Below are 24,366 nucleotides of genomic sequence, written 5' to 3'. Positions count from 1 at the left end.
AACAGGCAGGCAAGAGAGGGGACAGAGAGAATGGCGGTTGATATTTTTGATAAACTGGAACAGCTGATTCAATACGGAATCAGTCAAGAGCTGATCACACCACTAGATATCGATTATACGAGAAATCGGCTGCTTGAGGTGCTTGGGCTGGATGAAGCTGAGGCAAGAACAGTCTCAGGGGATGCGGAGCTTGAAGACATCTTAATGCCGATGCTGGATTGGGCAGTAGAGACTGGCCTTATCCCTGAAGGGACGGATACGTATCGCGATTTACTAGATGCGAAAATTATGGGATGCTTGGTGGCGCCTCCAAGTGTCATTTATGCGAAGTTTGAAGAGAAACGCCAGCATGAAGGACCAGAGGCGGCTACAAGATGGTTCTATGAAATGCAGCAGCACGCACACTATATTCATACAGGCAGAATCGCCAAAAATGTGCAGTGGTTTACACCAACAGATGATGGTGTGCTGGAGATCACAATTAATCTATCGAAGCCGGAAAAGGACCCAAAAGCAATCGCTGAAGCCAAAAAGCTTAGTCAAAAGCAATATCCTCTTTGTCTCCTTTGTAAAGAAAACGTTGGGTTTGGGGGACGGATCAACCATCCAGCGAGACAGAATCACCGGATTATTCCTGTGACACTCACAGATGAATCTTGGTTTCTACAATTTTCACCTTATGTGTATTACAACGAACACTGCATTGTGTTCAAAGGCGAACATGAGCCGATGAGCATCACCAAAAAGACCTTTGAACGATTGCTTTCTTTCATATATTTATACCCGCACTATTTCATCGGATCGAACGCCGACCTTCCGATTGTCGGGGGCAGTATATTAAGTCATGACCATTTTCAGGGCGGTGCGCATGAATTTCCGATGGCGAAAGCGGAGGTGGAAGATGTCTTTTCCATGAGTGCCTTTCCGAATGTGAGGGCTGGCATTGTGAAATGGCCGATGTCTGTGATCCGGCTTCGAAGCAGCGGCCGGCAGACGCTTGCAGACGCCGCAGACTTTATCTTAACCAAGTGGAAAATGTACTCAGATGAAGAAGTGGAGCTGCTAGCTCATACAGGAGAGACGCCGCATAATACCATTACACCCATTGCACGCCGCCATGGAAATGACTATGAATTAGATCTAGTACTGCGCAATAATCGTACAAACAAGCAGCACCCGGACGGAATTTTCCACCCGCACGAAGAAGTCCATCATATTAAAAAAGAGAATATCGGATTAATTGAAGTGATGGGTCTTGCAGTTCTTCCTGGTAGATTAGCAGAGGAATTAAGTCAATTAAAAGAAGCGCTCTTATCCAAAAACCCCCTTGAAGAAATCAAAGCCCGCCCTGCTATCACGAAACACGAAACATGGGCAAAGCGTCTGCTTGAAGAGAACACCTTTACAGAGGACAATACAGAAGCCATTTTACAAAAAGAAGTCGGCATGATTTTTTCTCGTATTCTCTCACAGGCGGGTGTGTTTAAAAGAACCGAGCAAGGGAAAACAGCTTTTAAACGTTTCATTCATACACTCATATAGGCAGGTGATTAGATGATTGAACAAGTAAGAACATTAATGGAAGAAAAACAGCTCGACGGTGTCTTGATTCAAAAGCGTAATAACTTCTCCTGGCTGACAGGAGGAAGAAGAAATCACATCGTGTTAAATACACCAGAGGGCGTGTGCAAGCTGCTTGTGTTAAAAGACGATATCGTCCTCATTGTGAATCAAATGGAAGAAAAGCGGATCATTGAAGAAGAGATGGCGTACATTGATCACCCCTTTCAAGTGGTAACGATGGATTGGTTTGAGGATGATACGGCACACATTCAAACACTCACAAAAGACAAACGGATCGGGTCAGACATTCAAATGGATGGATTCGAATGGATCGAGCCGGATTTGTCGCAAGTTCGATCCATTCTTAACGCATCACAGCTCCGCCAATATGAAACGCTTTGTCATGAAACAGCGGTCATTGTAGAGAGTGTCTGTAAAGAAATCGTTCCAGGACAGACGGAGCACGAAATTGCTTCGCTTGCGGCTCAAAAAGCAATCGCGCAGGGAATGACGATAGAAGTGCTGCTTGTGGCAACAGATGACCGGATTCATCAATACCGTCATCCAATTCCGACAGATAAAAAACTTCAAAAGCATGCGCTTGTTGTTCTTTGCGCTGAACGGCATGGACTCGTGGCGAATGTCACAAGGTCGGTTTACTTCGGTCAGCTTCCAAAAGAGCTTGAAGAGAACAAAGAGCGGCTTGCACGAATTGACACGGTCATGAATACCGCCACGCGCCCAGACAAGACATTGGGAGATGTATTGAAAGCAGGAATTGCTCAGTATGAAAAAGAGGGCTTCCCTGATAGCTGGAAAAAGCTTCATCAAGGGGGGAAAACGGGCTTTGTATCTAGAGAAATCATTGCAGTTCCCTCATCGAAGGAAGAAATTCAGCTGCATCAAGTATTTACTTGGAATCCTTCATTGCCTGGATTGAAGTCAGAGGATACGATGGTCGTAGAGAAAGAGGGGAACCGCTTTTTAACCTATACAGGCAAGTGGACATACATTGAAGTTGAGCATGAAGGGGACATCTATAGACGCCCTGATATTTTAGTGAGAGAAGAATAAAATGCCGGCGCTGAGCCGGTTTTTTGCTGGAAGTCATTTAGCGGGATTCCACATATTCATCATGATTGCCAATTCTTACAGCGCATAGTCAGAGGATCGATACTTTCTTTTCTTGTCAACTTGCGTTAAAATAAGTAAGGTTTTTGTTAAATGTGGGGATACCTATTTTGAAATTGTTTACCTAGATAAAATTTCATTAAGTTAAATTGAAATTTGACCAAACTTTTTTATTGTGGTAAACCTAAATTTGACAAAGTTCTTGATTGTTTGTCCTTTGCCTTCAACTCTCAACTTTTCAAAATCCTAGAAATTTATTGTGTATGCAATAATATAAATTTATGTCGAATTTATGACATTTTGAGAGAAATCTGTTGAAAAATAAATGAACTTTTGAAAAAAGGGAAGCTAACTCTAACAGATTTTGATAGCATTACAAAGGGAAGAAAAGTTTTCGAAGGCAGATGGCTTTTCACAATTATTCAGCAATTTATACATTATTTAAGGAAGGATGGTGATCTTCTTGTTCAGAGCCATTAAACCTATGCTTTTATTAGCGATGCTCGTGAGTGTTTTTGTATTAGGAGGTTGCAGCAATATCGCTGTTTTAGATCCTAAAGGACCAGTCGCAGCACAACAAAAAGACTTAATCCTTTTATCTATCGGATTCATGCTCTTTATCGTTGGTGCGGTATTTGTACTGTTTACCATCATTTTGGTTAAATACCGTGAGCGTAAGGACGTTGGAAACGCCTCTTATAACCCAGAAATACACGGGAATACGCTTCTAGAAGTTGTCTGGACAGTGATCCCAATATTAATCGTTGCTGCTCTTTCGATTCCAACTGTAAAAACAATTTACTCTTTGGAAGAGGCACCTCAAGCAACAAGCCATAAAGATCCACTTGTCGTTTATGCGACAGCTGTTGATTGGAAATGGATCTTTAGTTATCCAGAGGAAAATATTGAGACAGTGAACTACTTAAACATTCCAAAAGATCAGCCGGTTTTATTCAAAATCACTTCCGCTGATACAATGGCATCACTATGGATTCCTCAGCTAGGCGGGGAGAAGTATGCGATGGCTGGAATGGAAATGGAACAATATCTTCAAGCTGATGAAGTAGGCACATACCAAGGAAGAAACGCCAACTTCACAGGCGAGGGCTTTGCTCAGCAAAAATTCAAAGTCAATGCGATGACGAAGTCTGACTATGATAAATGGGTAAACAAAACGAAGAAAGAAGCACCAAAGTTAACGAAGAAAACGTATGATTACTTGATGCTTCCTGATGCTGCAGATGTGCAGACATTCTCATCAACACATTTATCCTTTGCGAAGCATGGAGAGGATTCTGAATATGCACTCCAAGCACGCAAACGTTTAGGTTATCAAGCAGTTTCTCCGCATTCCAAGACAGATCCTTTCGAGAATGTGAAGAACTATAAAAGAAAACTAGAAAATGAATAAACTGACTAAGGAAAGGAGGAGGCCGTTATGCATTTAAAATGGGATGAGTTTTTTGTAACTGGAGACCCATTAATTCTTGGTGCGCAAATTTCTATCGCTCTTACCGTCATTGCCATTGTGTTTGTTTTAACCTACTTTAAAAAATGGAAATGGCTCTGGAAAGAATGGTTGACATCAGTTGATCATAAAAAGCTTGGAATCATGTATATCCTTGCTGCTGTGGTTATGCTCTTCCGCGGTGGAGTAGACGGACTGATGATGCGCACGCAGCTGGCGCTTCCTAATAATACGTTTCTAGATTCAAACCACTATAATGAAATCTTTACAACGCATGGTACGATCATGATTCTATTCATGGCGATGCCATTTTTAATTGGTTTAATCAACGTCGTTGTTCCTCTTCAAATTGGTGCACGTGACGTTGCATTCCCTTATTTGAACAACCTTAGCTTCTGGACATTTATGGTCGGAGCAATGCTGTTCAACATTTCCTTCGTTATTGGAGGATCACCAAGTGCAGGCTGGACGAGTTACATGCCGCTCGCAGGAAATGATTTCTCACCTGGACCTGGACAAAACTACTACTTGCTCGGGCTCCAAATTGCAGGTATTGGTACACTTATGACAGGTATTAACTTCATGGTGACCATCTTAAAAATGCGTACAAAAGGTATGACACTTATGCGTATGCCAATGTTTACATGGACAACATTGATTACGTCTATCATCATCGTGTTTGCATTCCCTGTACTAACAGTTGCTTTAGCACTTATGACATTTGATCGTTTATTCGGTTCTGCATTCTTTACACTCGAAGCAGGCGGTATGCCGATGCTTTGGGCGAACCTTTTCTGGATTTGGGGACATCCTGAGGTATATATTGTTATCCTGCCGGCTTTCGGTATTTTCTCAGAAATCTTTGCGACGTTCTCAAGAAAGCAGTTGTTTGGTTACAAAGCGATGGTTGTATCGATTGTGGCAATCTCTGTTCTTAGTTTCCTTGTGTGGGTTCACCACTTCTTTACAATGGGGAACAGTGCAGCGGTTAACTCATTCTTCTCGATTACAACAATGGCGATTTCTGTACCAACAGGTGTAAAAATCTTCAACTGGCTCTTTACGATGTATCGAGGCCGTATCAGCTTTACATCACCAATGCTTTGGGCACTTGGTTTCATCCCGAACTTCGTAATCGGTGGTGTAACTGGGGTTATGCTTGCGATGGCAGCTGCGGATTACCAGTACCATAACACGTACTTCCTTGTATCCCACTTCCACTATGTATTAATCGCAGGTACTGTATTTGCTTGTTTTGCTGGTCTTGTTTTCTGGTATCCAAAAATGTTTGGTTACAAGTTAAACGAAAGAATCGGCAAATGGTTCTTCTGGGTATTCATGATTGGATTTAACATCTGTTTCTTCCCGCAGTACTTCCTAGGACTGCAAGGAATGCCAAGACGTATTTATACGTATGGAGCAGAAGATGGCTGGACTGCACTAAACTTTATTTCAACAATTGGTGCATTTATGATGGGTATCGGATTCATCATCCTTTGCTACAACATTTACTACAGCTGGAGACACTCAAAACGTGAAGTGTCTGGAGACAGCTGGGGAGAAGGACGTACACTTGACTGGGCGACATCTTCTGCAATTCCGCCGCAATATAACTTTGCAGCACTTCCAGAAGTGACAACACCAGATGCATTCCATCATTGGAAGCAAAACAATGTGGACGTTCATCCTGAAAAAGAATTCAAGAAAATTCACATGCCGCATAATTCAGGCAGACCGCTGATCATGTCTGCATTCTTTGGACTTGGTGCATTCGGTCTTGTATTTGAATGGTACTGGATTGGCGTTATTGGCTTAATCGGTGTATTCGCAACGATGATTTTACGTTCATTTGAATATGACGACGGCTACTATATTCCTGTTGAAGAAGTCATTGAAACAGAGAAAAAGAATAAGGAGGCGCAGAAGTAATGGGACATAATGATAGCAGCTATGCAAATGCACCGCTTGAATATCAGTCTGAAACCGGACGTTTAAACATCCTTGGTTTCTGGATATTCCTTGGCGCGGAAATCGTGTTGTTCTCAACACTTTTTGCGACCTACTTTGTTCTACATGGCAGAACAGCTGGCGGCGTTTTACCAGCTGAGCTGTTTGATATGAAGCTTGTATTGATCATGACATTCCTGCTATTGGTTAGTTCATTTACATGCGGGATTGCCGTTCATGAAATGCGCCGGGGAAGTACAAAAGGGGTTGTCATTTGGACGATTCTCACACTGCTTCTAGGTGCAGGTTTCGTTGGATTTGAGCTTTTCGAGTTCTTCCATTATGTACATGAAGGTGCGAGCATCCATACAAGTGCGTATTGGTCTGCATTCTTTGTACTCTTAGGAACTCACGGACTACACGTATCGATCGGTATTTTCTGGATTACCGGGATCTTGTTCCAAATTAAAAAGCGTGGATTAACTCCACAAACAGCAGCGAAGATTTTCATCTCAAGTCTATACTGGCATTTCCTTGATGTTGTATGGATTTTCATCTTCACAGCTGTTTACTTGATCGGATTAGGGGGGCTTTTGTGATATGGCTGGAAAAACACATTCCTCAGCAGAGCACGAACACTTCCCTTGGAAACACGTAGTTGGCTTTATCCTATCCATTGTGCTGACAATCTTAGCATTTTGGATTGCGATTGGAGCTGAAATTGGCAGTTCCGCAAAACTATGGATTATCTTTGGTTTTGCGTTCATTCAAGCATTCTTGCAGCTGTTCATGTTTATGCACATGACAGAGAGCGAGAATGGAACTGTTCAAGTCGGAAATACTTTGTTTGGTCTGTTCTGTGCGATTATCTTCGTCATCGGATCTGTTTGGATCTTTGCGGCTCACTACAGCCACGGAGAGAATAGTAAAGACGGTTATTCACCGTCTGCGCCAAAGCAGTCTGAGCATTCAGAGAAATAATAAAAAACCACTCATCTCTTGAAGGTGAGTGGTTTTTATCATGATAGTGATAACGCTTCCAATAGCTGGGCGATATCTATCTGCTGCTGAATCTTTTGCGAATGAATGGAAGTCCGTAGATGAGGAACGCTGCAATGTGAGCCAAAATCACGTTAATGGCAAAGAATGCGATCATGAAGGTATGTCCTGCTGGAGATAAACTGCTTGTCATGTAAAGACCGAAGAAAATCCACATAATCATAATGGGTGGAATAGATGCTAATGCAATTTTTCTGTTTTCCAGCCATAAAAACAGGGGTGTAGCCGTTGCAATACATAGGTACGCAAAGAACATATCCATCGTATCCAACTCCTTTGTAAGTTGATGTTTAAATCAAATAAGAGGTCAGGATGCAATTGTGTCTGTTTTTAGGAGATATTGTGAACATTTTGTTACAAGTATTATACCACAATTGACTTTGAAGTAAACGTAATAATTGGAAAATGGGCCTTATTCCATACAAAATGGTTTTATTCCTCATTGCAGCTCATGCTCGTCTGATGTTTACTTGTTATATTGCCACATAGGTCATTGAATTTTCCCCTTAAAATCTGTAAAATAAACTTTTTAAAGGACTTGAGATCGATTGAATGAAAAGTGTATAGAGGGATTTTTTCCTATTGTTAGGATGAAAAGTATTTCATTTTTTGAAAATTGAATGGAACCTTTCGGATGTATCTTCCGTCATATTTAAGATGAGTTGATTTTGTGAAAATTTCAATCTAATATAAATAAGGGCTTTTATGTTTTGTAATAAGGGTGGTTAGTTCATGAACAAGCAGAATACATCTCCTTACTATCAAGGAGATTTGATTTTTATATTTTTAGCCTTCTTTGCCATCAGTGTCATTGCAATTTATGCTGCGGGTCAATTTGGTCAGTACGGATCTAATGCATGGACCAGACAGATCATATACTATATGGTCGGAGTTATATGTATTGTTGCTATTAATTATTTTGACTTAGAGCAATTAGAGAAGCTAAGTCTCTATATTTTTATAGGTGGCATACTGTTGTTACTTTTTCTGAAAGTTGCTCCTGCAAAAATTGGAAGTCATGATTTTGCTCCAATTAAAAATGGTGCAAAAAGCTGGTTTGTGATACCAGGGGTTGGAACACTTCAGCCCTCAGAGTTCATGAAAATTGGTTTGATTATGATGCTCGCATCTGTTATTGGAAAGTCTTCACCTAGAGGAAAGCGGACATTAGAGGATGATATTTTCCTTCTATTAAAAATTGCCGGCGTGTCAGCTGTACCAGTTGGACTGATCTTCTTGCAGGATGCAGGGACTGCGGCTGTTTGTATGTTTATTGTTGTGGTGATGGTGTTTTTATCAGGGATCAATTGGAAACTGATCTCTCTCATCGGCTCAGTGGTTGTGCTTTTAGTTGCTTCTGTTTTAGCTGTGATCATCTTATTCCCTGATTTTGCGAAAACAATCGGCATTCAACAGTACCAAATTAACCGGATTACCGCTTGGCTGCCTGATAGTTCTTCGGCAGCCAACCAAGCACAGACGCAGGATGCATCTGGATCTGATAAATATCAAGTAGAGCAGGCCATTATGGCCATTGGTGCAGGGCAGATTTTTGGGAATGGCATTAAAAACTTAAAGGTCTATGTCCCAGAAGCACAAACGGATATGATTTTCTCCATTATAGGTGAAGCCTTTGGTTTTATCGGCTGTGCGTTTGTTGTGATCATGTTCTTCTTCTTGATTTACCGGCTTGTCGTACTGATTGACCGAATACATCCTTATAGCCGATTTGCGTCATTCTTCTGCGTAGGATATACAGCATTGATTGTAATCCATACGTTCCAGAACATTGGGATGAACATAGGCGTGATGCCTGTCACAGGGATTCCACTCTTATTTATCAGTTTTGGAGGGAGCTCTGTCTTGTCCGTTCTCATTGGATTCGGGATCGCCTATAACGCAAGCGTTCAATTAACGAAATATCAAAGTTATTTATTTAAATAAAACGGGTAAGGGCAGTCTAAGTATAGGCTGTCTTTTTTTATGCGAGTTTTAATTTTTGAAAAGCCTTATGTCTTTGCCTTATGATAGAAGAAGTGAAGGAGGTCTTCGAATTGAACAAAACGATAGAAACCATATTAAATCATCGATCCATTCGTTCGTTTACAGACGAGCGTTTGACAGAAGAAGAGGTGCTGACACTGATCAAAAGTGCACAGGCTGCTTCGACATCAAGCTATGTACAGGCGTATAGTATTATTGGGGTGACAGATCAGGAGAAGAAGGCCAAGCTTGCTGAACTGGCTGGGAATCAGCCATACGTTGAGAAGAACGGGCATTTCTTTGTCTTCTGTGCAGACTTGAAACGCCATGATCATATTGCAAAAAAAGCAGGGAAGAATCATCAGGAGGCGCTTGAGAATACGGAAGCCTTTCTCATTAGCGTCATCGATGCGGCATTGGCTGCACAAAATGTGAGTGTTGCTGCAGAATCAATGGGACTTGGGATCTGCTATATTGGCGGACTGCGTAATCAGTTGAGAGAAGTCTCTGAAGTGCTTGAAACGCCATCTTATGTGCTGCCGTTATTCGGTCTGGCTGTTGGCCATCCAGCTAATCAGTCGTCGCAAAAGGAACGGCTGCCAGTTGAACTCATATATCATGAAAATTCATATCAGCAAGATGAAGCGCATGTGGATCGTTATTTAAAAGAATACGACGATCGTATTTCCGCTTATTATGAAGCACGAACTTACGGCGAGAGAAAAGATACTTGGTCTGAGCAGATGCTGCGGGGCTTTAGTCAGCCAAAGCGTGCCTTCCTTGGGGAATTTGTGAAAGAGAAGGGCTTTAATCGAAAATAAATAAGACATCCCCCTTTCCATTAAGAGAGGGGGATGTCTGTAAGAGGTGCAGCATAATGAAATTAAGTATACTGGATCAATCTCCTTTGATAGGAGGCGCTACGCCTGCTGAAGCACTGAAGCAGACAGTTGAACTGGCGAAGCAGGCGGAAAAGTGGGGTTATCACCGTTTTTGGGTATCAGAGCATCATTTTTCAAACCGCCTTGCAGGATCGAGTCCAGAGGTGCTTCTCGGCCATTTATCAGCCGTTACATCGCACATCCGCATTGGCTCTGGCGGCGTTATGCTCCCGCACTACAGTGCCTATAAAGTAGCAGAGAACTTCAGGGTTCTCGAAGCGCTGGCTCCTGGCAGAATCGATCTTGGGATTGGACGTGCCCCTGGTGGTATGCCTATTTCCTCCATTGCCCTTCATCATGGTGAGCGAAAGCGTCTAGGCGACCAATATCCTGAGCAGGTAGAAGAATTGAAGGTGTATTTACATGATCTAGCGGATGAATTTTACCCGCTGCCTCATTTGACTGCTTCTCCGAAGGTAGAGACCGCGCCAGAAGTATGGATGCTTGGTTCTTCTGGAGGGAGTGCAAGGCTTGCGGCGAAAGCAGGTGCAGGCTACACGTTTGCGCTTTTTATTAATGGTGAAGGCGGAGAAGACTCTGTGGAGCAATATATCAACCGATTTGAACCTTCAGTATTCGGTGATCAGCCGCGTGTCAGTCTGGCAGTCTTTGTTTTATGTGCCGAAACAGAGGAGCAGGCAGAAAAACTGGCTGTCAGCTTAGATTTATCTTTACTTGCCAATGAACAAGGGCTGAATCTGGAAGGCTTTCCTTCATATGAAGAGGCACAGTCGTATTCCTACAGTCCTTATGAACAAAAACGAGTGGCTGCCAATCGTCAAAGGATGGTCATTGGAACACCAGCATCTGTGAAAAAGCAGCTGACCACACTCGCGAAGGCTTATCGGACAGATGAATTGATCGCTGTGACCATCACACATCACATGCAAGACAGGCTCACATCGTATCGTTTATTAAAAGAAGCCTTTGATGCATAACGTATGTATATTTATCGCCTGCGGAGCCAGTACAAGGGGAAAAGGAGCATCATGGTGAGGAAGAAGGCGGCTGACACCAGCAGGCTGAGCGGATAGATACAGGAAGCATAAACAGTCAGCTCGCATGCTTGATGAAAAGGACGAGGCTGCTTCGTATGTAAAAAGGTTAGAAAATAAACCAATGTGATCGTCAGAAAAAAAGCAGTAAAAAAAGAAACGATCCATAGCCATATCAACATGAGTTTCTCTTTCCTCCATATATGATCGAAAAGCCTTGATGAGCTTATCCGCTCATACAAGGCTTTTCTTGTGATTCACATTTATTCAGGGTAAATTTCGAAAGGTTCCTTCGTTTGTACGGTATCTGATTTTCCTTTCAAACTTGCATACGCAAGCATTGTATACTCACCAGCTTCAAGCTTCTGGCCTTGATTGATTGTGCCGTCCCATTTTACGCGGTGCTCTCCTTTATCAACATGTTGATAAACACCAGCTTCACCTAAATACTCTCCATCGGTGGAGTAGACAAGGAATGCAAGGTTCTCAGCACCGCCAGGCAGGTAGCTGCTAATGACATAGCTTCCAGCACGATTGTCCGGTTCTACGGAAACAGAAGTGACGCGCGGATAATCAGGCTCTTTCACAATCAATAAAGTAGGGATTTCCGTGATCTTTCTACCATTTTCGCGAATGGTGATGCTGCCTTGGTACGTCCCTTTTTTGGTTTTTCCGTAATTCACCTGTACTGCGGAAGTAAAGGATCCAGTGGAATTCCCTTTGACGGTGATTTTTTTCGTTCCGTTTGTACTAATGCCGCTGCCATTGAATTTGTAATCAATGGTATACGTTTTCGGTGCTTTTGAAAGGTTTTCTACCTTAAATTTCTTCGTTTTGATTTGAACGCCTTTTTCCTTTAAGAAAGTGCCGTATGAATAGCTCGCATCAGAAACGATAGAAGACGCTTGAAGTGATTCCATGATTCGAACGCTGCCTGTTCCTTGTGTGTTATGAGGGAATGGGCTGCCATTTGCGTCAAACAGTTTTTCTGCTGTATTCATCAGCAATGCTTTGATTTGTTCAGTTGAGTACGATGGTTTTGCTTGTTTGATGATCGCTGCAACTCCTGCCACATGCGGAGATGCCATACTTGTTCCTTGCTTAGAACCATATCCGTAAGGCTGAGAAGGATCATGCGTTGGGATCGTACTCACTATGCTGACACCGGGTGCTGATAAATCAGGCTTAATCATCCACGTATCCACAACCGGTCCGCGGGATGAGAAGTCAGCGACTTGCTCACTAAGTTCTTTGACAAATTGAATGGAGAAAGCCGTTGTATCGTTTCCAGCCTCAATGGCTTTGATAAGCGCTGTTCCTTCAGCTTTTGACAGTTTAATTGTAGGAAGTGCGAGACCTGGTACATCGACTGGAATCTCTCCATCGGTATTGTTATACATCACAACGCCGATGGCACCAGCGGCTTTTGCATTGTCGACTTTATCCACAAAAGCAATGGCACCACGTTCAATTACGGCCACTTTTCCTTTAACATCGATGTCTTCAAATGCCTTTTCGTCACCGATTCCTGCTTGGACGAGTGTGACTTGTTTTTGGTCAAGCGCTTTTAAATCACTCTCTTGGTAGTATCCCATGACTTTTGCAGTAGAATAATTCGGGAATTTCACATTGTAAAGGCTGTACGGAAGCTGAGTTGCTCCGACAGAAATGGCCTCTCTTGACGTGCCGGGAGAACCGACAGTCCAGTTGTTAGGACCGCTGTTTCCATTCGAAGTAACAGCCACAACGCCTTCAGACATGGCCCAATCGAGTGCAATGCTCGTTGCATAATCAGGGTTATTGACACTGTTTCCAAGAGAGAGGTTCATGACATCTGCTCCGTCAGTAACAGCCCGGTCGATGCCTGCAAGAACGTTCTCAGTTGTTCCAGATCCACCTGGTCCAAGTACACGGTATGCAAGAAGCGTGGCATCCTTTGCGACCCCTTTAATTTGTCCATTTGCCGCAATCGTTCCTGCAACGTGTGTGCCGTGATCTGTGGATTCGCCTCTAGGATCTCCTTTAGGTGTCTCTTGCGGAGAATAATCATTATCAACAAAATCATAGCCTTTGTATAAACCGAAGTTTCCTTTTAAGTCAGGGTGGGTATAGTCTACTCCAGTATCAATGACTGCGACTTTGACCCCTTTTCCAGAATAGCCGGCATCCCATGCTTTTGGTGCACCGATAAATGGAGCGCTCTTATCCATAAGCGGGGAGACATCTTCGTTTGGTAGCTGGATGCTTTCCTTTTTTACTTCATCGGTTTTATATGTAACATCCGGATAAACGGCTTTTACTCCATCCACTGCGAGCAGCTTCGGGATTTCGTTTGCAGGAAGTTTCATAGAGAAACCAGAGAAGACTTTTTCATATTCTTGACGAACACTCGCTTTATCTACCTCTTTGAGTGCTGCGTTCTTTACTTTTGTTCGAGATTTTTTGAGGGAGGCTTTTGTTTGTGATTCGCCTTCTTGCTTGGCTTCAACTAAGGATTTTTCCTTTAATTCAACAATGACAGTGGTTTGTTTTCTCGAGTTGACATTGATTTCACCGAAGATTTCTGCTTTTTCTAGTTCCATCTTTTTGTTAGAGGGAGCAGCAGCCGCCTGTTGACCGGTAAAGAATGTGGATAAAATAAAAATAGTGGAGAACAATAGAACAGAAGAACGAGATATGACCTTTTTCATTAATTTTCCCCTTTCTAGCTGTGTTTTTAGGGAGATAGCCTTTCTTTTTGTGGATAAATAGGAAAGATTCACTGCCCGTTATTAAGTATTCAATACGTTGAAAACAATTCCTTTACTAAAATGGTCTTATTTTACATAGTTATAAAGAACTATTTTGTTTATAAAGTCGCACTTATTCACAAATGTCTGTTGATAACTCGATTATTCAGATACATATATGGAAAATAAAAAATTTACATACACAAAATCTAGTAAGAGGGTGTTGATATGTGGATAAATCCTGTTGATAAGGTGTGCTTATCTTTGGGATAGCGTGTGTATAAAATTTTCAATGAACCATCCAGGCACATGATGATCTTCTGCACTTTTCAACAAAACTTCTGAAAACTAGTTTGTTTTTTCACCCAGATTGTGACAAACCTCTCTTTTTTCTCGGGATATGATAGGAGCAGTTGTTTTGCTAGAGCTGCTAGATTCTAAGAAAAGCGGAGGGATGTTCAGTGAAGAAATTAAAAAGCTGGTTGAGCGTATGGTTTGGTTTCATGATGAATGTGTTTGTGAACCCAGGTGTGATGATGAAGAATCAAGGGTTTCAGACGGCCGCGGCGGATGCCGGATTCTTTGAAGTAGTGAAAGAGAGAGGGCTGGAAAAGCTGGCAGAAGAACATAAGAAGAAACGCAGGATAGAGAAGCGGTTTACTCAAAGTCTGATGATGCTTGAAGAAAAGACGATGCGAGAGGCGCGGGCTGGTCCGCTCTTACCTTTACAGAAAAAGTGAAACAGGGTAAAATCCCACATAAGAAATGTTATCTGCTGGGAGAGGATACCCCTTGAAGATATATAAAATATTGAATAACAACGCAGTGGTTGTGAAGGAGGGCGATCAGGAGAAAATTGTGATGGGACCCGGAATTGCTTTTCAGAAGGGGAAAAATGACGTCGTTCCTCTTCAAAAAATAGAGAAAATCTTTGTTGTGCGTGAAGAAAATGAGAAATTCAAACAAATTCTTGCCACATTGCCAGAAGCGCATATTGAGGTGGCAGAGCATATTATCAGTTATGCAGAGGGGAAACTCATGATGCCGCTCAGTGATCACATCCACATATCACTGACTGATCATTTGTCCTTCGCCATTGAACGCCTTCAAAAAGGCATTGTGCTATATAATAAATTGCTTGGTGAGATCAAAGTCTTATATAAGCAGGAATATGAGATTGGAAAGTATGCCATTCGTTATGTAAAGGAGCGGCTTGGGGTTGAACTGCCGGACGATGAGGCAGGATATGTGGCACTTCATATTCATACGGCCAAAATGAATACGGAGTCCATGAAAAAGACCGTGAAATATACAACGATGATTAAAGAAATGATCGAGCATATTGAAAGCTATTTTCAGCATTCAATTGATGAAGATAGTATTTCCTATCAGCGGCTTGTGACACATTTGAGGTATGCATTAGGCAGGTTGGAATCGAATGAGGCATTTCAAATCATGGACGATGACATGCTGATTTTTATCCAAAAAAAGTATGATACAGCGTACCGGTGTGCACTTGGACTCGCTGATTTGCTAAAAGATGAATATGGACTTCATCTCCCTGAATCGGAGATCGGCTACATCACGCTGCATGTCCAGCGTCTGCAGGAAGCCGAATTGGTTTAAAATGATCGTGCCTGCATGGAGGATTTTTTTTATGCACACTACTCTTATTAGTGTATATGGGTCATTGGATTTGAAAAAAGAGGTTGACGCATGTCACAGTCTTATACTATGATGAAAGCGTCATCAAAAATTGATATCGCGGGATTGTGACTGTCAGGCAGGCAAGACCTAAAATTTGCGTAACGAGGGGACGTGTATGTCCTTTACTCGTTGGTGAATTTTAGGTCTTTTTTGCTTTAAAAAAGGAGGAGACATCATGGATTATCAAAAAACAGCTAAAGAATTAACAAGACTGCTAGGCGGCAAGGAAAATGTCATCAGTGCTACGCATTGTGCAACAAGACTCAGATTGGTGGTGAAAAATGAAGATTTGATTGACAAAGAGGCCATTGAAGAACTTGAAGGTGTGAAAGGGGCTTTCTCAAGTTCAGGGCAATTTCAAGTCATTTTTGGAACGGGATCTGTCAACAAAGTATATGAACCATTTGCTCGTGAGATTGGTCTTGAGACTGGCGACGAGAAACAAAAGCCTGTCAGCCATGATGAAGCAGTGAAACAAAAAATGAATCCACTTGCACGTTTTGCAAAGACGTTATCGAATATCTTCGTACCGATCATTCCAGCAATTGTGGCAAGCGGTTTGTTAATGGGTCTCTTAGGCATGATGAAAGCCTTCAAATGGGCTGATCCAAGCTCTGCGGTCTTCCAAATGCTTGATATGTTCTCAAGTGCAGCCTTTATCATTTTGCCGATTTTAATTGGGGTTAGTGCAGCGAAAGAGTTTGGTGGAAATCCGTATTTAGGGGCTGTCATTGGGGGAATTATGATTCACCCGAATCTGCTTAATCCGTGGGGATTGACGGAAGCAAAACCAGAGTATATGCATTTTTTCAATGTTGATATTGCTCTTCTTGGTTACCAAGGGACGGTCATTCCAGTGTTATTGACCGTATATATCATGTGCCTTGTTGAGAAGAATTTAAGAAAACTCGTTCCGAACAGTATTGATTTACTTGTGACCCCATTTGTGACGGTGATTGTCACTGGATTTGTGACGTTTATTGCAGTTGGACCGCTTGGAAGAATGCTTGGTACAGGAATTTCGAATGCACTGACATTGATTTATGATCATGCAGGGTTCTTAGCAGGTCTCATTTTCGGCGGTGCTTACTCTTTGATTGTACTCACAGGGGTTCATCATAGCTTTCATGCGATTGAGGCAGGATTGCTGAATGATATTGGACGTAACTATTTGCTTCCAATCTGGGCAATGTCTAATGTCGCGCAAGGCGGGGCAGGATTGGCAGTCTTTTTCTTAGCCAAGCGTGCAAAAACAAAAGAAATTGCCCTTCCTGCCGCCTTCTCTGCTTTTTTAGGAATTACTGAGCCTGTTATATTCGGTGTAAACCTCCGCTATCGTCAACCATTTATTGCGGCAATGATTGGAGGGGCATTGGGCGGAGCATTTGTCGTTTTTACGAAGGTAGCAGCCAATGCTTATGGCTTAACAGGCATTCCGATGATTGCGGTTGCAGCACCATTCGGGGTTCAGAATGTGGTCAATTATGTGATTGGTATGTTAATCGCTGTTGCTGTTTCATTTATTCTCACTATCATTTTTAAAGTAAAAGAAGTCGAAAAATAATCAAGGAGTGGTCACAGTCATGACAACAACTGACGCAGCCCTTCGTCAAAAAATAGCAGAACGTATTCGAAACTATGAGCATTTGGTCAAAAAGGATGTGTACCGGCAGCATTTTCATTTGATGCCGCCAGTCGGTCTTTTAAATGATCCGAATGGATTGATTCAGTGGAAAGGAATTTACCACGTCTTTTATCAGTGGCAGCCATTCAAAACGGGGCATGGTGCAAAATTCTGGGGGCATTATACATCGACTGATCTAGTCAATTGGCAGCACGAAGAAGCCGCTCTTGCCCCAAGTGATTGGTTTGATCAAAACGGCTGTTATTCTGGCAGTGCATTTATTGACGATGGGCAGATGCATGTGATGTACACTGGAAACGTTCGGGATGAACAAGGGAACCGTGAGACGTATCAATGTTTAGCTGTTTCAAAGGATGGTATTCACTTTCAGAAAAAAGGTGTCGTGGCAACGCTCCCTGAAGGGTTCACTGCCCATTTTCGAGATCCGAAGGTATGGAAGCGAAATGGCCAGTGGTACATGGTACTTGGTGCACAAAGCTTAGACCTGAAGGGACAACTTGTCTTATTTACCTCTGATACGTTAGAAAATTGGACATTTCAAGGCACGATTGCAGGCAGCGGACAGAATGGTTTAGACAATTTCGGCTATATGTGGGAATGTCCAGATCTGTTCGAATTAGACGGCCGGGATGTATTAATTGTGTCACCGCAAGGACTAGAGCCGGATGGCTTAAAATATCACAACACACATCAATCAGGCTATTTTGTTGGCACATTGGATGATCACTCCTATCAATATACACACGGAGCGTTTGAGGAGCTGGACCGCGGTTTTGACTTCTATGCGCAGCAAACCTTTCTAGACGAATCAGGCAGACGACTTTTAATCGGGTGGATGGGGGTGCCTGATCAAGGAGAAGAGCATCATCCGACGATTTCTTATCAATGGATACACTGCCTCACGATCCCGAGAGAACTCCGTTTAGATAAGGACGGACATCTGATTCAAAAACCAGTAAGTGAACTTCAATCCATGCGGACCAATGAACAAGAGCATGTTTTTCATATTAAACGTTCTGTTCATTCCATCCCTGTAGAGGATATTACGAGCGCAGAGATATTCATTGATCAAATTGACACACAAAAAGGGTTTGAATGCTGTATCCGTGCAGCTGCACGCATCATCTATGATAAAGAGGAAGGGAAGCTGACATTAGAGCGGGATCGATTTGAAGATCGATCAAAGGAAGTTCGTGAAGCAGTCATAGAGGAATTACACGACCTTCATATCTTTATCGACTCATCGTCAATTGAGATTTTTGTAAACGGAGGCCGAGAAGTTTTTACTGCACGTTACTTTCCTTCCCCGGGAAATAAATCGATCTCCATCAGTGGCAGAAATGAAACAAAGCTGAAACTGAAGACATGGCATTTACAAAGAGAAGCAGGTCTTTGATCTGCTAAACAAATAGAGAAAACATCTACGTCTTCTACGCCTTGGTTAATTCTAAAGACAAAAAGAAACCATTCCTAGTCATTGAAGTTTAAGAGAAGAACTAGAAGAAACAGGCTGCTATTACAAGCGAGTCCTCAAGATGTTGGATCGAGTAGACAAAAATAAAGAAGATGTACCTATATGAAAGAGAGACTATTACGAGTAGTCTCTTTTTAATTTAAAAATTTACTCAAATTTCAGATGTCAATTCATCATATATTAAAATATCCTTAATATTCTATAAATGTTTACATGATCCATATTTACTATTGCTATGGTGAATGTGGACCACATTAAAAAAGGAACTGGAGGTAATAATATGAAAAAACGTAATGTTATTGTCACATCCTTGTTGTCAGCATCCGTGTTATTCACTGGGTTTGGATTGGAGGGAAATGCGCAAGCGACAGATGTATACCCTTCTATGAACACTGAAAGAGCCAAGCAAGAAATAGAAGAAATGAAAGCAGAGGGTATGACCTCTGAACAGATTAATGAGCTTTACGAGATGAGCAAAAAGGAATATGACTCTGTATCTACGGAAGCAAAAGCAGAAGCTATATTCGAAGAGTCGCAGAAAGATATCGATCAATACATTAAAGATGGAGTGATCGACGAGTATCTACCTAAGTACAATGAAGAGAAAGATAAAATGAATGTTAATGCAAAGTCCAAGGCATTAGGAACTAAGGGAGATGTGTTGGTTAGTTATGAATTAAATTCAGGCAGTTCTGCAATTGGTTTCGGACATGCGGCGATTGTTTCGAGAACGAAGACAAATACCATAGAGTCTTGGCATAAGAATTGGAGTCCAAAAAAACAGCATGGAGTTAGATTCTATAATAATTCTTGGGGAAATAGAAAGAAGGTATATGGGCTGTGGGTGAAGAAGTATAATAATACCAAATATGTAAATGCGGCTAAGTATGCCGAAAAACAAGCTAATCAAAAGAAGCCATACAATTTGAACTTCTTTGACAAGAAAACTACAAAGTAATTCTATTGTTCTCAATTGGCTTGGAGAGCTTGGAAGAATCAAGGGCACGACATTGACAATATAAAAATTGATTCGGTTGTGTCGCCAATGGAATTAGTCAACTCTAACAACACGAAGGTCTTTTATCATAAAAAGTAAGTCAATAAGCAGTCGGGGGACTCCCTCGATTGCTTTACTTGTTTAAAATTGAAAGGAGATGATTGAATGAAATACTTAAAACTACTTATTTCAGCTTGCGCCATTGCATTAATATGTACAGCATGCTCAAAGAAAGAGGAGGCTGCTGTTGACTCACCTAAGAGAGAATTGAGCAATATGAAAGACAGTAAATTTGCTATCATTTATTCGCAGGTAATGGATAGAGGATGCGAGGTGGTCAACTATAACAATGAAGGAAAGAAATTGTCGAGTATTACAATGAAAGACTGTGTGGGATTTACCTCATCTACTCAGAGCGATAATAATATGTACTTTTCATCTAATAGGTCTAATTATCATGTATCTCTAAATAAGAAGACTGGGAAAGTAGAGCCTTTGAATACAAAATCACTTTCAAAGTCTACAGATGACGAGGGTGCATTCTTTATTAACTACTCTAATGGTTATGTTTTACACGACATTAACGTTGGCTTTACAGAGGATGGCTTAGTAGGAGAATTAGTCTACTGGAAAGAGGATGACGACGATAAGAAACAGGTTGAACTTGAAGGGTCGTTGACTTCGGCAGTGTTTGAAGATGGGAAAATATATGCCGTTATTAATAATAATAACGATAGTGTCATAGTATCTTCCATAGACCCAAAAAATCATAAAGAAAAACGAAAAGAGATAGACATGGATTCGGTCTTCTTCCCTGACAACAATGAATCTTTGAAGTCATTAAACAATAAAGAGTTGTTGGTTGCCGTAAACGATGACGTTGATAGTAAGAAAAATTCTATGTTGGTTATACTCGACAAGAAAACTCTCGATACGAAAAGAAAGATTGTCATGGATGAAGGCTTCACCATCTACAAGACTAATGTAGACAAGGATGGAGTCACGATAGTTTCCTATGAAGGAGAAGTCAAGACATTCAACAAAGACCTCAAAGAGATATCTTCTGAAAAAATTCCACTTAATTTTAAATCAGATGACGAACGTTTAGAAGAGGTCAAGATTTTAGACGGCAAGATTTATGCATTGGTAAGAATGTTTGATAGAGATAAGGATGGAGTTATTGGCAGAATTATTGAATATAATATTGAAAGCAAAGACTCTAAAGAGATATCTCTAAAATCTGATAGAGACTGGGAAATGACGAGCTTGGAAGTTGTAAAATAACTGACGAGGAGCGTGGAGTAAATTAACTTATATTATCTTCTCGAACCCATGAGGCTTGTGTTATTCACATTGCCATTACTATACTTGGCTTGGGGGATTATTGGCTATTTAATCTTTAAGAAGGTTCATGTGGTTCTGATTATCACATTTATCACATCAACCATTTTCATATTTGCCTATACTGGTTTTGACATGTCAAATATGTATTGGGTAGGGGTTGTGACTTTTTTATGCATGTGTACCACTGTAATTACAAAAATTATTCGAGACGTGTATTATCGCTATAAAAGAGCATAGTAACCAGTCAAAGCTTGTGTTCACGAACATGAGCTTTATTTATTTTAACATTTATATTAATTATTCTTTACATATTTTCTAAAAATTTACTATACAACCTGTAATAATGAAAATAAAGGGAAAATGATAGGGGGAGGTTTGTTTGGCAGAAAAAGTAGCAAGCCCACTTGTTGCTAAGATGATCGGTGATTGGTACGGCTTTATAAAAAAACAGGACATACTAAATGCAGAAAGTAAAAGAAAAGAGATTGTAATAGCCCGCAAAAATATGGAAGAAGACCAAAATGTCTTAATATACTTTAGCTTGATTGATGCCAGGTACAAAATGATGGTTCAGGAATAGAAAGAGGATAAACTCAATCGGAACCGTCGTTCTTTTTTTGCAAAAAATAAATGTTGCTTGTGAAAAAATGTTCGGTGTAAGGGAGGCTTTTTTTCATTAAAGCACTTCATCATACTTACGCAAAAAATTTTAGAAAAACATGGCTTTCTCTACAATCTGAAGCAGATCAATGATCTGCTTTTTTCTAGTGAGATCAGCCTAAATCTTAGAGCCTATAGCATGTATATACAAGGTTGGCCTAAAGCGGTTTGATGACGTTTTACATATATGATAACAGGTGGAATTATGGTATCATTTTAAAATATATACAGCTGAGGCTGACGTTTATCCAAATGCGGTAGGACAAAAAAAGGGGTTGTTTACTTGAATTCAAAACAGCAGCCGACGACTAGAAAACGCTTGGAGACAATGGCAGATCATGTTGAAGATAAACGTGAAGAATATAAAGAATTGCTCATTCAAGTTCAATCTATTCTCGGTGAACCTTCTTTAGAGCAGGAAGAAGTGAAAGAGAAGCTGTCAGATACGTATAAACAAATGAAAGAATATGCTTTATTTGTTGAGTCCATTGAAGCCTTTATTCGAAAAATGGCGAAAGAATCCGATCAGCAAAAATAGGCATTCATGCAGTGATAAAAGAGTGTACTCGGATACGGGTACGCTTTTTTATTTCGATAAGATGATTCAGAAATTCAAATGAAAGCGTTGACATTTATATTGTCATGATCAATAATAAATAAAAAATTCATCTGAGCATGTACAGGAGGAACGATATGAACCATACAACCAAGAAATGCTTGATCACCTTTATCATTGCCCTATTTTCTATGAGTTTTCTTTTTCCTTCCGTTTCTTCTGCCCGAAATCATACGTCGTATGCTGCATCAACTGCTTCAGTCCCGTCTGGTCAATATTATCGTTCACAAGAGGTAGCTCTGCATTCTCACGTTCAAAAAGCTTCTCTTTATTACACAACAGATGGCAGCCAGCCGACAACTCAAAGTCAGTTATACAAAAAGCCCATTCATATCGAAAGTGATACGATTTTAAAAGTAAGCGCTTACAAGAAAAACCGCCGCCTTTCCACCTCTACGTACAATTATCGCTTTGTCACACGAGAGGACATTGCATCATCTTTTTTATCTTTTGAATACCAAGGAATGCCTTATCGGCTGTATATTCCAAAAAACCATAAGAAGGGTAAAGCCTATCCTCTCGTCCTATTCTTACATGGAGGCGGGGAGAGGGGAAGAGACAATCAAAAGCAGTTACTTGCGAATGACGGTGCAGTTTTATGGGCTTCTCCTGAAGTCCAAAAGAAACATCCTTCGTACGTACTTGCACCTCAGGCGCGAAATGCTGTCGATGGAGGCTTTGCTTTAACAAGAAATGTGCAAAATGAAATCGACCTGACGAACGTGTTTCAATTTTCACCAGATTTACACAAAGCTTATGATGTCCTTCAGCATGTGTTAACTTCTTATCAGATTGATCAGAAAAGAATTTATGCGACGGGTTTATCACAAGGTGGATTTGGCACGTACCAGTTGAACATCGCATATCCTCGTTTGTTTGCAGCGATGATTCCTATTGCGGGTGGTGCAGATCCAAGCAAGGCAGGAATTTTAGCACACAAGCCAATATGGGCATTTCATGCAGAAGATGATTCCATTATTCCTATCAGCTATGCAAGAAATACAATTCAAGCTATTCAAAAAGCTGGCGGCCAGCCGCTTTATACGGAGTATGCCAGCAAGTATGGATATGACCATGCATCATGGACGCCTGCTTATGAGACGCCAGGCTTAACAGATTGGCTGTTTGCACAGAGACGAAGCTTTCGATAAACAAAAACCGATTCACCTCCAAACAAGGCGAATCGGTTTTTTCTGTTTTATTTGTCAAAACGATGAGCAGAATGCTTTGTTGGTCCGATGTATTCGTTTAGCTGGAAAGAGCCTTTAATGGCGGCCGTGATGAATTCTTTTGCTGCATAAATGGCTTCTTTCACGTCTGATCCATTCGCTAGTTCAGCTGTGACTGCTGCTGAGAATGTGCAGCCTGCGCCGTGTGTGTATTCTGTGTCAATTTTGTCTGTTTCAAGGCGTTCGAAGGTTTGTCCATCATAAAGCAAATCGATGGCTTTGTCTTCACTTAGCTTACCGCCTCCAGTGATAACCACATACTTTGCACCAAGTTCGTGAATGCGTTTTGCTGCTTCTTCCATTTGTTCGATCGTTTTGATCTCACCGATTCCGCTTAATTGACCTGCTTCGAAAAGGTTAGGTGTGATAACGGTTGCCAGTGGCGTGAGCTTTTCGCGCAATGCTTCCGCGTGCTCTGGGTAAAGGACTTCATTCGCACCCTTACAAACCATGACAGGATCTATGACGACATTTTTTAGGCCGTATGTTTTGATGGTGTCAGCTGCAAGTTCGATCACGTCGACGGTTGGGAGCATACCCGTTTTCAGTGCATCTACCCCAATGCCTTCTACAATGGTAGAGAGCTGCGCGCGAATCGTCGCCGTATCAACTGGAAACACCTGATGATCCCAATGATTATGAGGGTCCATTGCAACGACAACGGTTAAAGCTGTCATCCCGTAGACGTTTTTTTCTTGAAACGTTTTTAAATCTGCTTGGATACCTGCACCGCCGCTTGAATCCGAACCTGCGATGGTGAGTGCTTTATTCATAGACATAGTTGCTGAACCTCCAATGTGATGTGTAGCAGTTATTGTTCTATCCTTTATTATAATCAGCTTTTCTGTTTATCACAATGAAACGGCATAAAAAAGCGT

At 41.4% G+C, this 24,366-nt stretch carries 21 protein-coding genes; 18 read left to right on the top strand and 3 right to left on the bottom strand.

Features of this window, described 5'->3' with window-relative positions:
• Nucleotides 1-30 precede the first annotated feature (30 nt).
• The 6 genes from galT to qoxD all read left to right on the top strand — a co-directional run bounded on the left by galT (nt 31) and on the right by qoxD (nt 7,090).
• A complete protein-coding gene (galT, locus tag M1D81_RS18015) occupies nt 31-1,542 on the top strand; it encodes a UDP-glucose--hexose-1-phosphate uridylyltransferase (RefSeq protein ID WP_456266139.1) in 1,512 nt (503 codons plus the stop codon).
• 12 nt (nt 1,543-1,554) lie between these two features.
• Nucleotides 1,555-2,637 (top strand): M24 family metallopeptidase, encoded by a 1,083-nt coding sequence (locus M1D81_RS18010; protein WP_456266140.1) that lies wholly within the window; start codon nt 1,555-1,557, stop codon nt 2,635-2,637.
• Between the two features lie 511 nt (nt 2,638-3,148).
• Nucleotides 3,149-4,105 carry a cytochrome aa3 quinol oxidase subunit II gene (gene qoxA / locus M1D81_RS18005; protein ID WP_456267085.1) on the top strand — a complete coding sequence of 319 codons (957 nt, stop codon included), beginning with the start codon at nt 3,149-3,151 and terminating at the stop codon, nt 4,103-4,105.
• A 27-nt stretch (nt 4,106-4,132) separates the two neighbouring features.
• Nucleotides 4,133-6,091: a cytochrome aa3 quinol oxidase subunit I gene (gene qoxB, locus M1D81_RS18000; RefSeq protein WP_456266141.1), complete on the top strand. Its 1,959-nt coding sequence runs from the start codon at nt 4,133-4,135 to the stop codon at nt 6,089-6,091.
• Nucleotides 6,091-6,708, top strand: a complete 618-nt coding sequence (gene qoxC, locus M1D81_RS17995) for a cytochrome aa3 quinol oxidase subunit III (RefSeq protein WP_024423834.1) — start codon at nt 6,091-6,093, stop codon at nt 6,706-6,708. Before qoxB ends, qoxC begins: the two co-directional genes overlap by 1 nt.
• A gap of 1 nt (nt 6,709) precedes the next feature.
• On the top strand, nt 6,710-7,090 hold the full coding sequence (qoxD, locus tag M1D81_RS17990) for a cytochrome aa3 quinol oxidase subunit IV (RefSeq protein WP_007497818.1): 381 nt from the start codon (nt 6,710-6,712) through the stop codon (nt 7,088-7,090).
• Between the two features lie 76 nt (nt 7,091-7,166).
• Here the strand turns inward: qoxD and M1D81_RS17985 are convergent, their stop codons facing one another.
• On the bottom strand, nt 7,167-7,430 hold the full coding sequence (locus M1D81_RS17985) for a spore morphogenesis/germination protein YwcE (protein ID WP_008345491.1): 264 nt from the start codon (nt 7,428-7,430) through the stop codon (nt 7,167-7,169).
• Between the two features lie 470 nt (nt 7,431-7,900).
• On the opposite strand from M1D81_RS17985, the gene M1D81_RS17980 reads away from it, so the two are divergent.
• The 3 genes from M1D81_RS17980 (at nt 7,901) to M1D81_RS17970 (ending at nt 11,030) form a co-directional block, all read left to right on the top strand.
• Nucleotides 7,901-9,112, top strand: coding sequence for an FtsW/RodA/SpoVE family cell cycle protein (locus M1D81_RS17980; RefSeq protein WP_456266142.1), 1,212 nt, complete (start codon nt 7,901-7,903; stop codon nt 9,110-9,112).
• Between the two features lie 110 nt (nt 9,113-9,222).
• Complete coding sequence (gene nfsA, locus M1D81_RS17975) at nt 9,223-9,972, top strand: oxygen-insensitive NADPH nitroreductase (protein WP_456266143.1); 750 nt, start codon at nt 9,223-9,225, stop codon at nt 9,970-9,972.
• A 56-nt stretch (nt 9,973-10,028) separates the two neighbouring features.
• On the top strand, nt 10,029-11,030 hold the full coding sequence (locus tag M1D81_RS17970) for an LLM class flavin-dependent oxidoreductase (protein ID WP_172880414.1): 1,002 nt from the start codon (nt 10,029-10,031) through the stop codon (nt 11,028-11,030).
• Nucleotides 11,031-11,350: 320 nt separating this feature from the next.
• Here the strand turns inward: M1D81_RS17970 and M1D81_RS17965 are convergent, their stop codons facing one another.
• Nucleotides 11,351-13,777, bottom strand: coding sequence for a S8 family peptidase (locus tag M1D81_RS17965; protein WP_456266144.1), 2,427 nt, complete (start codon nt 13,775-13,777; stop codon nt 11,351-11,353).
• A gap of 500 nt (nt 13,778-14,277) precedes the next feature.
• Between M1D81_RS17965 and M1D81_RS17960 the strand changes: the two genes are divergently transcribed.
• From M1D81_RS17960 to M1D81_RS17920, 9 genes are all read left to right on the top strand, one after another.
• Nucleotides 14,278-14,556 (top strand): hypothetical protein, encoded by a 279-nt coding sequence (locus M1D81_RS17960; protein WP_456266145.1) that lies wholly within the window; start codon nt 14,278-14,280, stop codon nt 14,554-14,556.
• Between the two features lie 52 nt (nt 14,557-14,608).
• Nucleotides 14,609-15,442: a PRD domain-containing protein gene (locus M1D81_RS17955; RefSeq protein WP_456266146.1), complete on the top strand. Its 834-nt coding sequence runs from the start codon at nt 14,609-14,611 to the stop codon at nt 15,440-15,442.
• A gap of 256 nt (nt 15,443-15,698) precedes the next feature.
• Nucleotides 15,699-17,087 carry a sucrose-specific PTS transporter subunit IIBC gene (locus M1D81_RS17950; protein ID WP_456266147.1) on the top strand — a complete coding sequence of 463 codons (1,389 nt, stop codon included), beginning with the start codon at nt 15,699-15,701 and terminating at the stop codon, nt 17,085-17,087.
• Nucleotides 17,088-17,106: 19 nt separating this feature from the next.
• Nucleotides 17,107-18,564, top strand: coding sequence for a glycoside hydrolase family 32 protein (locus M1D81_RS17945; protein WP_456266148.1), 1,458 nt, complete (start codon nt 17,107-17,109; stop codon nt 18,562-18,564).
• A 358-nt stretch (nt 18,565-18,922) separates the two neighbouring features.
• Entirely contained in the window at nt 18,923-19,600 is a 678-nt protein-coding gene (locus M1D81_RS17940; protein WP_456266149.1) for a septation ring formation regulator EzrA, read from the top strand.
• Nucleotides 19,601-19,804: 204 nt separating this feature from the next.
• Nucleotides 19,805-20,923, top strand: coding sequence for a hypothetical protein (locus M1D81_RS17935; protein WP_456266150.1), 1,119 nt, complete (start codon nt 19,805-19,807; stop codon nt 20,921-20,923).
• 439 nt (nt 20,924-21,362) lie between these two features.
• A complete protein-coding gene (locus M1D81_RS17930) occupies nt 21,363-21,563 on the top strand; it encodes a response regulator aspartate phosphatase (RefSeq protein ID WP_456266151.1) in 201 nt (66 codons plus the stop codon).
• Nucleotides 21,564-21,926: 363 nt separating this feature from the next.
• Nucleotides 21,927-22,181 (top strand): hypothetical protein, encoded by a 255-nt coding sequence (locus M1D81_RS17925; RefSeq protein WP_024423823.1) that lies wholly within the window; start codon nt 21,927-21,929, stop codon nt 22,179-22,181.
• A gap of 155 nt (nt 22,182-22,336) precedes the next feature.
• Nucleotides 22,337-23,410, top strand: a complete 1,074-nt coding sequence (locus tag M1D81_RS17920; protein ID WP_456266152.1) for a chitobiase/beta-hexosaminidase C-terminal domain-containing protein — start codon at nt 22,337-22,339, stop codon at nt 23,408-23,410.
• Nucleotides 23,411-23,457: 47 nt separating this feature from the next.
• Here M1D81_RS17920 and M1D81_RS17915 read toward each other — a convergent pair whose 3' ends face one another.
• Entirely contained in the window at nt 23,458-24,267 is an 810-nt protein-coding gene (locus M1D81_RS17915; RefSeq protein ID WP_456266153.1) for a bifunctional hydroxymethylpyrimidine kinase/phosphomethylpyrimidine kinase, read from the bottom strand.
• Nucleotides 24,268-24,366 lie beyond the last annotated feature (99 nt).

Source organism: Bacillus sp. JZ105, from assembly GCF_053903125.1.
The sequence above is the reverse complement of the archived record's forward strand: the minus strand, read 5'-3'. Positions and strand labels throughout refer to the sequence as shown.